Annotated in this window: 13 protein-coding genes and 1 tRNA gene; 9 read left to right on the forward strand and 5 right to left on the reverse strand. The window is 47.6% G+C overall.

The features are described from left to right. Positions 1 to 38 precede the first annotated feature (38 nt). The gene (locus GO493_RS02945) at positions 39 to 1511 is read left to right on the forward strand and encodes a gluconokinase (RefSeq protein ID WP_157304613.1); all 1473 of its coding nucleotides are present in this window, start codon (positions 39 to 41) and stop codon (positions 1509 to 1511) included. A 68-nt stretch (positions 1512 to 1579) separates the two neighbouring features. Here GO493_RS02945 and mutL read toward each other — a convergent pair whose 3' ends face one another. Further along, on the reverse strand, positions 1580 to 3481 hold the full coding sequence (mutL, locus tag GO493_RS02950; RefSeq protein ID WP_317165398.1) for a DNA mismatch repair endonuclease MutL: 1902 nt from the start codon (positions 3479 to 3481) through the stop codon (positions 1580 to 1582). A gap of 259 nt (positions 3482 to 3740) precedes the next feature. Between mutL and msrB the strand changes: the two genes are divergently transcribed. Continuing rightward, the gene (msrB, locus tag GO493_RS02955; protein WP_157304614.1) at positions 3741 to 4208 is read left to right on the forward strand and encodes a peptide-methionine (R)-S-oxide reductase MsrB; all 468 of its coding nucleotides are present in this window, start codon (positions 3741 to 3743) and stop codon (positions 4206 to 4208) included. Positions 4209 to 4293: 85 nt separating this feature from the next. Here msrB and GO493_RS02960 read toward each other — a convergent pair whose 3' ends face one another. Then, complete coding sequence (locus GO493_RS02960; protein ID WP_157304615.1) at positions 4294 to 4566, reverse strand: YciI family protein; 273 nt, start codon at positions 4564 to 4566, stop codon at positions 4294 to 4296. A 328-nt stretch (positions 4567 to 4894) separates the two neighbouring features. On the opposite strand from GO493_RS02960, the gene GO493_RS02965 reads away from it, so the two are divergent. The 4 genes from GO493_RS02965 (at position 4895) to GO493_RS02980 (ending at position 8956) form a co-directional block, all read left to right on the forward strand. Next, positions 4895 to 6664 (forward strand): DUF4836 family protein, encoded by a 1770-nt coding sequence (locus tag GO493_RS02965; protein ID WP_157304616.1) that lies wholly within the window; start codon positions 4895 to 4897, stop codon positions 6662 to 6664. 111 nt (positions 6665 to 6775) lie between these two features. Beyond that, a complete protein-coding gene (locus GO493_RS02970) occupies positions 6776 to 7426 on the forward strand; it encodes an ATP-binding cassette domain-containing protein (RefSeq protein WP_157304617.1) in 651 nt (216 codons plus the stop codon). Beyond that, positions 7423 to 8622, forward strand: coding sequence for an FtsX-like permease family protein (locus GO493_RS02975; RefSeq protein ID WP_157304618.1), 1200 nt, complete (start codon positions 7423 to 7425; stop codon positions 8620 to 8622). The genes GO493_RS02970 and GO493_RS02975 overlap by 4 nt, the downstream gene beginning before the upstream one ends. A 31-nt stretch (positions 8623 to 8653) precedes the next feature. Beyond that, positions 8654 to 8956, forward strand: coding sequence for a Dabb family protein (locus GO493_RS02980; RefSeq protein WP_157304619.1), 303 nt, complete (start codon positions 8654 to 8656; stop codon positions 8954 to 8956). A gap of 67 nt (positions 8957 to 9023) precedes the next feature. Here the strand turns inward: GO493_RS02980 and GO493_RS02985 are convergent, their stop codons facing one another. The 3 genes from GO493_RS02985 to GO493_RS02995 are packed head-to-tail and all read right to left on the reverse strand — an operon-like array spanning position 9024 to position 14006. Further along, a complete protein-coding gene (locus tag GO493_RS02985; RefSeq protein WP_157304620.1) occupies positions 9024 to 11588 on the reverse strand; it encodes a DUF3857 domain-containing protein in 2565 nt (854 codons plus the stop codon). 57 nt (positions 11589 to 11645) lie between these two features. Further along, positions 11646 to 12707: a DUF2891 domain-containing protein gene (locus GO493_RS02990; protein WP_157304621.1), complete on the reverse strand. Its 1062-nt coding sequence runs from the start codon at positions 12705 to 12707 to the stop codon at positions 11646 to 11648. A 48-nt stretch (positions 12708 to 12755) separates the two neighbouring features. Continuing rightward, positions 12756 to 14006, reverse strand: a complete 1251-nt coding sequence (locus GO493_RS02995; protein WP_157304622.1) for an NAD(P)/FAD-dependent oxidoreductase — start codon at positions 14004 to 14006, stop codon at positions 12756 to 12758. A 66-nt stretch (positions 14007 to 14072) separates the two neighbouring features. Between GO493_RS02995 and GO493_RS03000 the strand changes: the two genes are divergently transcribed. The 3 genes from GO493_RS03000 (at position 14073) to GO493_RS30800 (ending at position 15408) form a co-directional block, all read left to right on the forward strand. Next, positions 14073 to 14384 carry a YbaB/EbfC family nucleoid-associated protein gene (locus GO493_RS03000; RefSeq protein ID WP_157304623.1) on the forward strand — a complete coding sequence of 104 codons (312 nt, stop codon included), beginning with the start codon at positions 14073 to 14075 and terminating at the stop codon, positions 14382 to 14384. Between the two features lie 160 nt (positions 14385 to 14544). After that, a tRNA-Thr gene (locus GO493_RS03005) sits at positions 14545 to 14617 on the forward strand. A 206-nt stretch (positions 14618 to 14823) separates the two neighbouring features. Then, positions 14824 to 15408: a hypothetical protein gene (locus tag GO493_RS30800; RefSeq protein WP_198315460.1), complete on the forward strand. Its 585-nt coding sequence runs from the start codon at positions 14824 to 14826 to the stop codon at positions 15406 to 15408. Positions 15409 to 15431: the final 23 nt, after the last annotated feature.

Consider the following 15431-nt stretch of genomic DNA (forward strand, 5'->3'; position numbering starts at 1 on the left):
TAAATTATTTTCTAAGGATAAAAGCAAAACATACAGCAATGGAATATATCATAGGTGTAGACATCGGCACAAGCAGTACAAAAGTGATAGCTGTACAGCGGGATGGCAGCGTGAAAGCCCACCATCAGCAGGAATATCCTATTGTACAGCCGGAACCCGGTTACAGTGAGCAGGACCCTGACCAGATATTACAGGCGGTAAAGAACGGTATCCGGCATGTGGCGGAACTGATGAAGCAGCCGCCGGCAGCAGTGTCTTTCAGCACGGCTATGCATAGTGTAATGGCTATAGGTAAAGACGGGAAAGCGCTTACGCCATTGCTCATCTGGGCAGATAACCGTAGCCAGGAAGAGGTAGACAAACTAAAGAAAACCCCGCAGGCCCGGCAGCTGTATAACCAGACGGGAGTCCCGGTACATCCTATGGCGCCGCTGGCTAAAATACTCTGGTGGAAAGAACATACGCCGGAAATATTCAGCCAGGCGGCAATGTTTATAGGCATCAAAGAATACGTTTTCCATCATTTCCTGGGAAAGTACATTACCGATCATTCCACAGCCTCTGCTACCGGCCTGTTCAACCTGCAGGAGGAGAGATGGAATGCCTTATCCCTTGAAACTGCCGGTATTACTGCAGAGCAGTTGCCGGAAGCGGTGAGCAGCAATACCCTGATCGGCGGCCTACGGCCCGAAGTGGCGGCAGAAACCGGTATTCCGGCAACAACACCATTTGTAGCAGGCGCCAGCGATGGCTGCCTGGCCCAGCTGGGCAGTAACGCCCTCGATGCCGGGCATGCCACCCTCACTATAGGCACCAGCGGGGCCGTCCGTATGGCGGCCGGTAAGCCGGTAGTAGATGAACAGGGCCGGTTATTCACCTACATCCTGACTCCAGGCGTATACGTAACCGGTGGGGCTGTCAATAACGGGGGAGTAGTGCTGCAATGGTACCTGCATTCTTTTATACAAACGGTTTCTGAAAAGGCCATAGAGGTAAACCCGGCATTGCAGCAGGCATTGAAAGTACCTCCCGGATCAGAAGGGCTGCTCTGTCTTCCCTATCTGCACGGAGAACGGGCGCCTGTATGGGACGGGCATGCCAAAGGCGCATTTATAGGGGTACAGCCCCGGCATACTACCTGGCATTTCATGAGAGCTTTGCTGGAAGGAATGGCTTTCGGGTTGTTAAGTATCACCAAAGCGCTGGAACAAACTGTTGGTCCGGTTAAAAGAATATCTGTAAGCGGGGGCTTTACCGCTTCCCCGGAATGGGTCCGGTTGATGGCGGATGTTTTCCAGCGGCCGATGTACCTGCAGCCAGAAGGGAACGCCTCTGCCATGGGGGCGGTATTGCTGGGATTTAAAGCGTTGAACCTGGAAACGTCATTTGCTGCCAACGCAGAGGAGAAAGAATTCCTGCCAAACCCGGCCCATGCTGAAGTATACAGGAAGGCATATACGGTACACGCTAAACTATACGATGCCTTAAAAGACGTGTTCCCGGAACTTTAAGCGCAAAAAGAAATTGCGTTCGCCGAAGGCGAACGCAATTTCTGAGGCTGTTAAAAACTTTAAAAAACTTAAGCCCCGAACATCTTCGCCAGGTCCGCCAGCTTAAAAGAAATATAAGTATACTTACCGCCCGGCGCCGCATTAGGCATAGAGCAGGCAAACAATTCATCAATAATATTCTGCATTTCCCTGGTAGAAAGAGACTTTCCTGCCGGTATCGCATTATTCCGTGCCATAGACCGTACCAGTTGCTCTCTCCGGTTCACTTTCAGCTCAGTACTGAAGTTCTTGAACTGTTCCAGCAACCCTTCAATACTTGCCTGTTCATTACCGCTCTGAATATCTGCCGGCGTTCCTCTCACAACGAAGGTGTTGTTACCAAAGGGCTCCAGGTCATATCCCAGCACCTGCAGTTCCGGCAGCATTTCAGTGATCAATGCGGCATCCGCGGGCAGCAGGGGCAGGGTTTGCGGAAAGAGGCTCTGCTGGGTAGGCACCGGGCTGTCCTGCAGGGCGCGTTGATAACGCTCATACAGGATGCGCTCATGGGCAGCCTGCTGATCTATCAGTATAAATCCTGATTTGATCTGGGAAAGAATATATTGCTGATGTACCTGTACCGGTACTTTCTGATCTATGGTTGTATCCTGCCAGCGCTCATCTATCATAGACGCTGTGGAAGAACGGCTTTCAAAACCGCCGCTCAGGGAAGAAGATACCGGGGTGGAAGAAACGGGGCTTTCCTCCCGCGGGGCCCTGCTGCCTGTATCTGGAGCAGACTTCCCTATTTCGTACAGATCTTTCCAGTGACGCAGGTTACTGTTGTTGGTATCTATGGTATGCGCCTGGTTGGCCTGGGTAAAACTTTTATACAGGGAAGTGTTGACAGACTTTGCCTGCTGCTGTTCTGTGAACGGCTTGCTCACCGCATCCAGCTGCTGAATACCGGGGTCCAGTTCAAAATCCAGTGTAGGCGTGATGTTGAATTGAGCCAGTGCATGCTTTACCGCCGCCTGTACAAAGGCATACATCACTTTTTCATCATCAAACTTGATCTCCTGCTTGGTAGGATGTACGTTGATATCCACATGGGCCGGGTCAAGGTCAATGAACAGGACATATAACGGGTAACTGTCTGCCGGTATCATTTCAGCAAAAGCGTTCATGATAGCATGATGCAGGTACGGGCTTTTGATAAAGCGGTTGTTCACAAAGAAGAACTGATCTCCCCTTGTCTTCTTGGCTGTTTCCGGCTTTCCCACAAAGCCATGCACATCCATATAGTCTGTACTTTCCTTTACAGAAACAAGACGGGCATTATAATGTTGCCCCAGGATAGCGATGATCCTTTGTTTGAGGGAACCTTTCTCCAGGTAGAACAGGTTCTGTGAATTACTGTTAAGAGAGAACTGTATCTGTGGGAAAGCCATCGCCACGCGAATGAACTCGTCCACCACATGACGCATCTCTGCGGCATTGCTTTTCAGGAAGTTACGGCGTGCCGGTACATTGAAGAAGAGGTTCTTCATAGCAATGCTGGTGCCTTCTGCTGTCTGGCAGGGCTCCTGCTTTTTAATAACGCTGTTGTCAATTTCCAGGTAAGTGCCCAGTTCTGCATTGTGCATACGGGTCTTCAGCTCTACCTGCGCCACTGCCGCTATAGATGCCAGCGCCTCACCACGGAAACCCATGGTGCGGATCTGGAAAAGATCATCTATGGTCTTTATTTTAGAAGTAGCATGTCTTTCAAAACACATACGGGCATCAGTCTCACTCATTCCTTTTCCGTTATCAATGACCTGTATCAGCTCCTTGCCCGCATCCCGGATAATGAGTTGAATTTCTGTTGCACCTGCATCCACGGCATTTTCCAGCAATTCCTTCACTGCTGAAGCGGGCCTCTGGATCACTTCTCCTGCTGCTATCTGATTGGCTATATTGTCTGGTAATAGATTGATGATGTCCGCCACTACTTTTGCACCTTTTGCCGTAAAGTTAGGAAAGTTTAACGGTTGCTATAAAATTGTTAAATGAATGTGTACAACTGGAAAGGATCAAACTAACAGATACCACAATTCGTAACTTTAATTAAGGGGCAACCCGCCCTTGTTAAAAAGTAGTTAAACACTAACAAATACAGCTATGAAGTGGAGGAATCTGATAATTTTGAGCTTATCCGCATTTATAAGCAATTGTACATATTCGCAAAAACCGGAAAAACAAGTCACTATGGAAGACCAGAAAAAAAGTGATGTATACTCAAGAACGGACACCGGCAAAGTAAACCTGTCAAACGATGAATGGAAAAAACGCTTATCTCCCGAGGTATATAATATTGCCCGGGAGAAAGGGACAGAGTGGGCGTTTACCGGGAAGTACTGGAACAGTAAGGAAAGTGGCACCTATTACTGCGCTGCCTGTGGTAATCCATTATTTGTATCCGACGCTAAATTTGAAAGCAGCTGTGGCTGGCCAAGTTTCTTTGAGCCGCTTACAAAAGGCAGCGTGATCTATGCGCCTGATAATACACATGGTATGCAGCGCACAGAAGTAATGTGCGGCCGTTGTAAAGCGCACCTGGGCCATGTATTTGACGATGGGCCACCGCCAACAGGACTGCGCTATTGCATCAATTCAGTGATACTGGATTTTGAAAAAGCAAAAGAAGCAGATAAGAATTTTAAAGAAAAGCACTGATAACTAACTGAATATGCCGGATTACGGACCTGCCTCACAAGGTATTTCCTAATCCGGCATTTTTGTGCCCGGGAATGATGAGACCTTATGATTCGCTAACGTAAGATGTTGGCTCAAACTCAATAATTTCATAGAGTGCCAGCTGGAATTTATCCAGGGGATCCTCGCTGATGATCTGTTCTACCTCTTTACGGCTGGATGCCTTACAGATGATCAAACCTCCGGATTTTGGCTTACGGCGTCCGGCAAGTATAAATTGCCCGCTTTTATAGTACTTCTCAAGAAATGCTCTGTGCTGTTCCATATAATGTTCTATGGCAGCTACCGGACGAATGTATTGTAGGAGGATCAGGTACATAACAGCGTTTCAATAATAGGATTTAGAATCATGATAGAACCTTTTTTACAAAGGTATAAAACTATCGCAGTTTTTATTTTATAATAATATTATAGAAATGAGCATTTTATGCAAGCTCAATAGTACATCTTTGAAGATTGGCCCCAATAGCTAATATATAGAAAATATGGTTATGTATAACAATCAGATTTTATTCCTGCGGGCCAAAGGTCAGAACTCCTATCATAAAAAATCTTAAACTGATAGAGCCTATCTATCTACTAGTAACGAAAAAGAAAGTATTTTAGCATCCGGTTTCCATTTTTATTTAATTACGATCCCCCTTATTATGACAAAAATGTTTTCAAAGGGTTTGCTAACCGCCATCTCCGCAGCGGTTCTCCTTACTGCCTGTTCCAAGGCGCCGGAGCAAAGCAAATATATTCCCAAAACAGCAAGCGTTGTTCTTAGTCTGAACAGCAAACAGATCAGCAAGAAACTGATTACCGATGGTATTACCGTAGATAAACTTTTTGAAGCCGTTCAGTCCGGCGATACCGCTAACCAGGTAAAAAAAGCCTGGAAAGACCTGGAGAATTCCGGTATTGACCTGCAGGCTCATTCTTTCGTATCTGTAGTATATGCCAGGGAACGTTCTTATGTAACACTTACCAGCGGACTGAAAGACGCAGGAAAGTTCGAGGAGTATCTGAAAAAGAATATCTCCAGCTTCTCCCTGAAAAAGAAGAATGACTTCCAGTACGTTTGGGCAGAAGAACAGGAAACAGTGATCGCCTGGAACAAGGAGATCGTGATCTGCCTGAAAGGCACGAACACAGACGCCCTGAAATATGGCTTACCTCCAGCTGGTTTGCCCGTTCCCGGCAATCCTGACGGAAACGATGATACCAGTACTGCCCAGCCGGCAGCCCAGGTTGCCCCTGCGGCAAATGCAGAGGAAGAAACATGGGTGGCTGAAGCAGATCACCTGTTCCACCTGAAAAAAGATGAAACAGCTGGTTCTATCACCGCTTTCAATGACCTGCTGAAAAATAATGCAGACATTGGCATCTACATCAACCCTGAGCCTGTTTACAGCGCGCAGGCTACCATGATCCCTGCCAACCTGAAAGCATTGCTGGCCGGCTGCTATTACACCGGCGCTGTAAACTTTGAAAAAGGTAAAGTACTGGTAGACGGTACTTCCTATGTAGGAAAAGACCTGGCCGCCATCTACGAAAAATATGGCAGCCTGGAAGCTGACCTGAGCATGCTGGAAAAATATCCTTCCCAGAACATCACCGGCTTCATGGTATATGGCTTCGATTTCCGTATGATCGGCGATATCGTGAAAAGCACCGGCCTGGATGGTTTTGCCAACATGGGCCTGCATAGCTCCGGCCTCACCCTGGACGATATCCTGAACGCTTTCAAAGGTCAGCTGGTATTCGTTGCTTCTGACTTCGAAGTGAAAAAGAAACCAAGCGCCTACTTTGAAGGAGATTCTATCACACAGCCTGAATCAAAATGGGTATTTGCAATGAAAGTGGGCGACAAAGCCGCTTTCGACAAAGTAATGAACTCTCCCATGCTGAAAGGCTTCTTTGTGAAAGAAGGCGATAAATATGTAATGCAGCAATCCGGTATGCCTGGTATGCCAGCTGTATCCATTACCGATAAACTGGTGGTAACCGCTTCTGACGACGCGCTGCTGCAAAGCTACCTGGAAGGTAAAGGTAAAGCCGGTGGACTGGACAATGGTTTTGTCAGCAAGATCAAAGGCAACCCAATGGGCGCTTATGTGAACTTCGAAAAGATAGTAAACAATATCCCGGAAGAACAGATCCCGGCCGATGGAAGGGAACTGGCCGGCAAGTTCAAAGGCCTGCTGAAAGATATGACTGCGTTAAGCCATTCCTTTGATGGTAAGACCCAGCATTCAGAGATCGTGGTGAACTTCAGGAATGAGAACGAGAACAGCCTTGTTCAGATCATCAACCTGGGTACCGAGGCCGCCAGATACATGGAAGAGAAGAAGAAAAAGGAACTGGCCGGAGCTCCGCTGGATTCAGCCGCAACAGCAGTTGCAGATTCAGCTGCCGCTGCACCAGCTAATTAATTAGTAGCTGACACAATATTAAAACCCATGGTCTTTCAAAACGGCCATGGGTTTTTTTTCGCTATAACAAATCAAACAGCTACATTACCTTGTATTAGAATACCAACATACATGCAGATACAATTAGAAAACCTGGTACCTGTACCGCTGAAAGATAAAATACTACAGCGGTCCTCAGATATATGGAACCGGCAGGTAACATTCACACCAGGGCACTTCATCAAAATAAAGGCCCCCTCCGGTACAGGAAAAACTACCCTGGTACATTACCTGTACCATATCAGGAATGACTATACCGGCGCCATACTGGTTAACGGAAAACCCTGGCCTTCCTACAGCAAAAACAACATCGCTGATATACGCCAGAAACAGGTCAGCGTGGTTTTCCAGGACCTTCGCATTTTCGAACAACTCAGTGCACAGGAAAATATAGAACTGAAGCGTATCATGATGCCTCAACCCTCATGTACCGCAGAAAAGATACAGGAAATGGCTGCCCGCCTCAATGTAACCCATGTACTGGCACAGAGCGGCAGAACATTATCTTACGGCGAGCGGCAACGCATAGCCATTATCCGCGCTCTTGTACAACCCTTCGAATGGCTTATCATGGACGAACCCTTCAGCCACCTGGATGAAGACAACGCCCAACGCGCAGCCAGCCTCATAGCAGAAGAATGCAAAGCCCGCAAAGCCGGTTTTATTTTGACAGACCTGGACCATGACAACAGGTTTGAATATGACACACTTTATAACTTATGATGCCATCCTTTTTTCAGTTACTTAAAAAGATTATCCGCACAGGTGTGGGCCGGGCCCGTATGATCATGGCAACACTGGGCCTGGGCATTGCCATGCTGCTCCTCCTTATTGCCATACAGGTACATACCGATTTCGACCAGCTCCTCCACGGCCGGCAGAATGAAAATGAAAGCGCAGACTTCCTGGTCATCAATAAAAAGATCACGAACGAGATGATGGGGCAAACAGGAAAGAGCGAGTTCACAGACCAGGAAATTGCAGACATACAGAAACAACCTTTCACCCAGGCATTCGGATTCATTACTTCCAACCAGTATAAAGTAACAGCTGCCGCCCCAGGCGATCTTCACTTCTATACAGATATGTTCTTCGAATCAGTGCCGGACGCATTCATTGACGTGAAGAACGACGAATGGAAATGGAGCCCGGGAGATAATGCCCTCCCTATTATCCTTCCTAACGACTTTCTGAACCTCTACAACTTTGGCTTTGCATTGAGCCAGGACCTGCCGCAGATATCGCAGGAAACGGTAAAGGCTTTACCCATGAAGATCACCATTTCAAGAGGAATGCTCACCCAGGAGTTTACAGGCCGTATAGTAGGGTTCTCTGACAGGATATCTTCCTTCCTGGTACCTGGTACTTTCATGCAGTGGGCCAATGAAAAATTTGGCAGCGGTCAGAAAACGGCTCCTTCAAGAGTGATCATCAAAACGAAAGATCCATCCAATCCGGTATTGGTAAAATACCTGGACGATAAAGGATATACTACCAACCAGGACAAACTCAAATACAGCAAAACAAAACTGATAGTACAAACTATCGTTTCCGTAATAGGCTTCTTTGGCCTGGTGCTCCTCCTGTTTGCATTGCTGGTGTTCAGCATGTTCATTCAGCTGGTAATAGCCAGCTGTAAGCGGGAGATACAGTTGCTGGTCACACTGGGCACAGCGCCCAGGCAACTGCAACGTTACCTGATGCGCCAGTTTGTGCCTTTGTACATCGTTATAGGTATCCTGGCCCTGTTGGTGGTGGCTGGTTTACAATGGATGGCAGCACAGGAACTGGAAAAGCATGATATGATCGTTTCCCCACTGGTATCTGCCGGTACGATCTGTGCTGCATTGCTGGTTATCCTGCTGGTGTACATAGTAAACAGGTTCAACGTCAGGAAGTATATCAATGCTATCAGTTAATTACTTTTACACACTTAAATTATATTCAAAGATGTTTGTACATGTCGTAAATTTTTGGCTGAAACCAGGCCTTTCAGAAGCGGATATCAGGAAGTTCGAAGAGGGCGTACAATCTCTCAGCGTTATTGAATCGCTGGTAATGTTCAATGTAGGCAAACCCGCATCGACAGACCGTCCGGTAATAGACAGAAGCTACAGCTATTGTGAGCTGACCGTCTTCAACGATGAAGCCGGACATGACGTTTACCAGAAACATCCGGTACATCTTGCATTTGTAGAGAACTGCAAACACCTCTGGGAAAAGGTGGTTATCTATGATTCTGAGACTATTTAACTACGCGGCCCCGCAGGCGGCCAAACGCACAAAAAAAACGCTTTTGCCGAAGGCAAAAGCGTTTTTTTTAATACTTATTTATCTCCGAATCGTGCGGCATAATAAACGTTTCCTTTACCTGTCCGCTCATTAACAGATACGGACTCCATACGGCTCCTGCAACAAGCAGCTGTACAAGATCTTTTGTATCGGCAGGGTCCCATGTGGTCAGCTCATAGATGTAATAGAACGTTACCTGGTCTGCCGCCAGAAACAGGAAATTGAAAACAAAGTAATACACCATAGTGACGGGAAAAGTATCCCGCCGCTTAAAGAAAAGGAAGATCAGCAGAATACTGTAGGTAAGGAAAAACACATTTCCCGCCAGCTCAACTATCAGCAGCAGCTGTAATAGTGAAGTATTGCCGGTGGCGTTTTTCACCTGGTCAAGATGCTGCCACAGGTTATTCTGAAATACCGGCGTCTTGAAAAGCTGGAACAGCAATACCAGGGGCCTGATACAGATGCCTATTGCCAGCAGTATCAGCCAGCCGTTCATTTCCCGCGGATAAAGAGGTTGCTGTACCGGCAATATTGATCTCTTGTAATAACGTTGCGCCTGGTAATAGAAGATCCCCGCAAACAGTAATGTCAGGGCAATGATCAGCCAGTTCAGTCCACCGGAATTTCCACCCGGCGAAGAGGAAGATACGTCAGGATTCCACGTAAAATTATACCCCAGTACCTCATCTATCTTTTTACGGTCTTCCAGGTAAGTAGCTATAAAGTCTGCCGGGATATAGTCCTGGTAGGTTTCAAATTTATAGTGCAGTATTGCATTCCTGCCATTGACAGAAGGAGAGAAGTAAAAAGAGTAATACCTGTTCTTTATGTTGATCTCTTCTCCCTCCAGCGGTAGTTCTGTTGGCATTTCAATAATGATGCGGTAATCCATGGAAACAGGGTAACGCAGGGAAAGCGGCGCCTCCTTTCTTTCCTTATCAATGCTGGCAGGAAGAACATCTTTCAGTACACCCGCATAAGGATTGAAAGATACCCTGCCGGCAGCGCTGCTGTCCTGTTTCCAGGGCTCTTCCAGTATATAGGTTTCCCTCACCGCCAGCTGGTTGGCAGTATCGTTGTCTTTTATCTGCAAAGGCGTATCCACACTGATCTTGCCATACACTTTCCTGTAATATTCCATGTACGCCTTCTCATTATCTTTCAGGCTGCTGTTGGCCAGCTCATCCCGCTGAAGGTCTGCAAACTGCTTGTAGTAAGTAGACGTTACTTCCAGGGTGCCTTTATTGGTGGTTTCTGAAGGCAGGTGAAAATGTTCGGTAACAGTGGTTTTACCGTAAGCCTTGTTTGTAATGTCTGTAAATCCTTTCGCACCTTCAGGATTTACTATCAGGCCCTTCTGGTAATCAGGCACGGTGATCTGGGAAAGGTCGCCACGCTGATAGCTGATAGTCGGATCTATCCAGTAATCTTTACCATCAAGCTGCGCATATACGATCACGTGGTTAAAGATATCCGGCGCAGGAAGATAATCAGCAACATGACCTTTCCGGTAAGTGTTGATATATACCATGCTGGCAAAGATGCCGTTGGCCTTCAGCAGTTGGGTAAGCAGCTGGGATTTATCTTTACAGTCGCCAAAGCGCTGTAATAATATCTTGTCAGGGGTATTGGGGCGATGGGAATATTCACCCATTTCAATGCCCATATAACGGATATCATCCTGCACAAAGCGGATGGCTTTCTGCATGTATGATGCTTTGCTGCTGGCCGACTCTGATTTCAGCTCCGCTATTTTCTTCTGCAGGGCGTTGCCTGGTGCAGACACTGTATTGATACGTGCACCCCAGTTGATCACTTCCCCCCAGTCATTATACTCGCTGGCCTGTACTAACTGGTAGTCAAAGTACCAGCCCGGTGTATGGTAAGCTGATTCCAGTGGTTTGATATTGGTTTCTTTCCATTGATACACCTGCATACCGTTGATGTTCTCTTTCTCAGGCAGCCGTGCTTTATTGAACGATTTGAAACGGATGTTCCGGGCAGGGGATGCTATCAGGCTTTTGTAGAAATTGACAACAGGATCGTAGGACGTCAGGTAGAAGAAGCTGGAATATTTATTATCGAAGATGGGATTGTTGCCCTCCAGCGTGTAGGCATATTCGATCTGGTCTCCTTTGCGTACATCTTCCAGCAGGAAATAGGCAGTATATACGCCGCTGTAGATAAAGCGGGAAAGCTCTTCTTCCTGCTGCAGGAATTTAAACCTGGAAGGTTGCAGCTGGTTGATCTCTTTTCCATTGCGGCGAACGACGATCTTATGGAAAAGTATTTTCTCGTATTCAGGATCGTATGTTACACTTATTTCGGCCCCGTTCTGTATCCCGGCCTCTGAGATTATCTGCCGCACAATATGCCGGTAAACAGCTGCTTTTTCAACGTGATGCTGTTCTTCGAACAACAGGAGATAATATCCTTCACTGATATCCCGTTCGTCCGGTTTCTTGTCCATATCCGGCTGGTAGGGCACCAGCCAGGAAGGGGTAGAGGCAACGGAAAGGTTTTTATGCTGCGCCTTTACAACGGTCAGGCACGCAACAAGCAGGGCGGTAATGAACAGGTTCAGGCGCATAGAGATCAAATAGTATCTGAAAGTATAAGGGACCTGCTTCAGACAGGTCCCTTGTACTTAGTTATTTCCTGTAGTAAGGGCATATACAGCAAAGGATGCCAGCCAGTGTTCGCCGGCATAATCGCCGCTGGCAACATGCGGGATGGCAGCTTCCAGGTGTTCGTTGGCCAGCTGAAGGATGGCCGCCTTATTTTTATCCGTGTGTCTGGCAATACCGTAGAGGCACCAGGCACGGCTCAGATTTAATCCGTCAAGATGTACAAGCTTCCCGTCGGTACGGTCTTTTACCTGGCCAATGGAGAAGATAGTGATCTTATCAGCGCCCAGGCCGGGCAGGAATTTATGCAGCCATTGCTGGTATGCTGCATGCGGCAGTATCCGCCACATAAGGTCTGCTTCTTCCAGGCAGGGGGAAAGGAAATCATATCCTCCCGGTTCATAGGCTACCGGCCCGTTAACATCTGCTGCATAGAAGCGCATGGCTGCCTGCCTGATAGCGCCCTGCAGGGCAGTGTCTTTTGCGGTAACAGCATAATCCCAGGCCAGGCACAGGCCAAAGGCCAGGTTGGTATGTTCGCCTACGCGGATGGGGTATACCAGTTTACCGAGAAAGTCTGTATATGCACGGGAGAACTGGGTAGCCAGCGGCTGTACATTGGCGGCCAGCTGTTTTCCCAGCGGGTCATTCCAGGTAAGCAGCTCCCTTTGCAGCTGTAACAGCCAGCTCCAGCCATAGATACGTTCAAAGCCCTTGTTCTCCCTGTTCTTAAACAACTCCTGCTCCTGCGAGATGTTGGCGGCAGTCAGGTTTTCAGACAGCTTTCTGACTATCTCCTGCTCCCTCGGCAATCCGGGAAAAGATTTGAGCAGGCGTACCAGCATCCAGTGGCCATGCACACTGCTATGCCAGTCAAAGCAACCGTAAAAGGCAGGGTGATAATTACGTGGCGCCGTTACCAGCGAACTGTCAGAAAATACAACTCCCGTTTTGTAAGGATACTCCTGCTGCATACACCTCAGCGGCAGCTGCGCCAGGTGGGCGGCGCCCTGTGGCGTCAGGTCCAGGTGGCCTGTGGTATTGCGGGTATACAGCGCCTGTTGTGCAGATGTTGTAGACATCAGAGAGCTGATTATGAGTGATAGAACAAGGATCTTTCTTTTCACGGCTTAGTTTCTGTTAAGTAACAATTTCAGGTAGAAGGACGGCTTAGCCAGTTTTTTCCGGAGGTCTACTTCATAGAACATACAGGAAAGTAATTCCTGCAGTTGCTTATTACGGCTGCTGATCTTCATAAGAGTGTTGAACAGCCATGGGTAGTTGATCAGCTTTTGCAGGCGGTGGCTCAGCTTCAGTTCCGGCCCCATAACACGGTATACTTCCGCATCGTATTTAGCCAGCTGTGTAGCAGAGAAATCATTTGCTTTCAAGGCCTCTACAGCCTGCAACGCGGCAATACGGCCGGAATACAGGCCATTGCCGATGCCTTCTCCTGTAAAAGGATCAATGAGGTAAGCAGCATCGCCTACCAGCATATAACGGTTACCTGATATAACACGTTGCTTGCTGCCCAGCGGAAGACCATAACCTTCAATACTGCTGGTCAGCTCAGCATTTTTAAAACGCTCTTTGAAAACAGGATCGTTCTCTATAATGTCCAGCATGGACTTCTTCAGGTTCATTTTCTTTTTGCGCACAGCTTCACTCAGCACACCCACGCCCACGTTAGCTTCCCCGTTTGGCAGCGGGAAGATCCAGAAGTAGCCGGGCAGGAGGTTTTTCAGGAAGTGCAGCTCAATAAAATTATCTGCATTGTTGCCGCTTACGTTCTTGTAGTAGGCGCGTATACCTGCCACATAGTGTTTAGGCTCCATGGTGATGTTGGCTACCTCTTTAGTGAATGCTGAATGTGCACCATTGGCAACGATGAGCAGTTGTGCCTTTACCTGGAACCCGTTGCTGCCGGAAACGAGATAACCGTCTTCCTGCAGCTCATATTTATCAATTGTAACTCCCTCAAAAAGTTTTATTTCAGAGCGGCGTTTGATCTCCTCTACCAGGAAATTGTCGAAGTCCATGCGTTTACACACATAACCTATTGGTGTTTCCTTATGGCTTTCGTTCCCGCTGTTGTAATCAGGGCGGTATCCAACATCCAGGCTATGCCTGCCGGGCGATACAAATGTAACACCCCAGCTGTTTACCTTAAAGTCGGCTGCCTTCAGGCGGCTGGCAATAGCGGGATCTATACGGTTCAGCGCTGTGATCACTTTACCGCTTAAGCCGTCTCCGCAAACTTTATCGCGCGGAAACACAGCTTTGTCCACCACTATACATTCCACTCCTGATTGGGCCAGCTGGAGGGCTGCTGCAGCTCCGGCCGGGCCGGCGCCAACAATACATACTTTTGTTTCAAACATCCTTGTTAATTGAAGCGTTAAGATAAAGAAAAGAGGAATATCTTCGCCCCTTTAAATCAATATATCATGTTCGGAGATCTATTTGGAAAGCTGCAGGAAGCGCAGGAAAAAATGAAAGAAAGCAAAAGCCGCCTGGCGCAGATCACTATGGCGGGAGAAGCAGGAGAGGGTTCCGTGAAAGTAGTGGTGACTGGCAACCGTGAAGTGAAAAGTATTGACGTGGCAGAGCATCTGCTGGAAAAAGATAATAAAGAGGAACTGGAAGATCTGCTCATCACGGCGTTGAACCGTGCATTGAAAAATGCAGAAGGCGCCTGGGAAGCAGAAATGAAGAATGTTGCCGGTGGAATGTTAGGCCCATTAGGCGGGTTATTGTAAATCGCCGGTTTAGCTTAAGCAAGCCTCGATTTAATCTTAGCCGGCCGCAGGCCAATATGCTCTCAAAAATTGTGCTTTTGCCGGAGGCGAAAGCACAATTTTTGAGCAACTCCCCGCAATCTATTAGCAGACAAAAGACCTATCATTGTATCTGCAACCAGCCAACCTAGCTCAGCTGGTAGAGTAGCGGTTTCGTAAATCGTTGGTCGTGGGTTCGAATCCCATGGTTGGCTCATAACCCCGTTTTTAATTTCCTTTATAAAATTTCATCTGTCATTCCCGTAAGGAATAAAGCTTTCTCACTGCCGGTATAGTGCAAACTCTCCTTTTGTTTCGTATATTTATTACACGTAATGATTCTGTGCGCCCCCCGCATCTGCTGTACTGTTTAAATCAGACAATTTCGGAGCACGCTTATTAACAACCAAATCTACTATACATGAAACGTTTGTCTTTCAACCTCTTTGCCTGTATGCTATTGGCGGTAGCGTTATTTACTGTTTCCTGCGGAAAAGATGGAGCCGTTGGCCCGGCTGGTCCCGCCGGCCCTGCCGGTCCTGCAGGCCCCGCTGGCCCATCAGGTCCTGCCGGAGATCCGGGAACTGCGAATGTTATTTATTCCGGCTGGCTGGATGTGGCATACCTGCCGGATACTGTGCATAACGCCGATGCCACGATCGATACCGTCGGATACTATGCTGCTATTACAGCTGCAAAACTGGATCAGGCCATGTTAACTTCAGGTGAGATCAAAGTATATGTGAACTTCAATACAGCTGCAGATCCGTTCATATTCCCTCTGCCTTACTTTGACGTTTACACTGCAGCTTCTATCTCTCCGGCGTTTTACCTGAATACGATAGATCTTTACGCTAATTTCAACGCAAGTACGTTTACTTCCGGTGGTGCAAAAGGTCTTCAGTACAGGTATATACTGATACCTGGAGGTACTGCTGCCAGGAAAGCAGGTATCAACTGGAATAACTATAAGGAAGTACAGGCTTACCTTAAGCTGAAAGATTAAAAAAATTTAGCAGACCGCAGGGC

Source organism: Chitinophaga tropicalis (assembly GCF_009758205.1).
Classification (GTDB): Bacteria; Bacteroidota; Bacteroidia; order Chitinophagales; family Chitinophagaceae; genus Chitinophaga; species Chitinophaga tropicalis.

Coding starts and splice junctions, on each gene's coding strand:
- GO493_RS02945 (WP_157304613.1), top strand. CDS start 39: ATGGAATATATCATAGGTGTAGACATCGGCACAAGCAGTACAAAAGTG.
- msrB (WP_157304614.1), top strand. CDS start 3,741: ATGGAAGACCAGAAAAAAAGTGATGTATACTCAAGAACGGACACCGGC.
- GO493_RS02960 (WP_157304615.1), bottom strand. CDS start 4,566: ATGTACCTGATCCTCCTACAATACATTCGTCCGGTAGCTGCCATAGAA.
- GO493_RS02965 (WP_157304616.1), top strand. CDS start 4,895: ATGACAAAAATGTTTTCAAAGGGTTTGCTAACCGCCATCTCCGCAGCG.
- GO493_RS02970 (WP_157304617.1), top strand. CDS start 6,776: ATGCAGATACAATTAGAAAACCTGGTACCTGTACCGCTGAAAGATAAA.
- GO493_RS02975 (WP_157304618.1), top strand. CDS start 7,423: ATGATGCCATCCTTTTTTCAGTTACTTAAAAAGATTATCCGCACAGGT.
- GO493_RS02980 (WP_157304619.1), top strand. CDS start 8,654: ATGTTTGTACATGTCGTAAATTTTTGGCTGAAACCAGGCCTTTCAGAA.
- GO493_RS02985 (WP_157304620.1), bottom strand. CDS start 11,588: ATGCGCCTGAACCTGTTCATTACCGCCCTGCTTGTTGCGTGCCTGACC.
- GO493_RS02990 (WP_157304621.1), bottom strand. CDS start 12,707: ATGTCTACAACATCTGCACAACAGGCGCTGTATACCCGCAATACCACA.
- GO493_RS02995 (WP_157304622.1), bottom strand. CDS start 14,006: ATGTTTGAAACAAAAGTATGTATTGTTGGCGCCGGCCCGGCCGGAGCT.
- GO493_RS03000 (WP_157304623.1), top strand. CDS start 14,073: ATGTTCGGAGATCTATTTGGAAAGCTGCAGGAAGCGCAGGAAAAAATG.
- GO493_RS30800 (WP_198315460.1), top strand. CDS start 14,824: ATGAAACGTTTGTCTTTCAACCTCTTTGCCTGTATGCTATTGGCGGTA.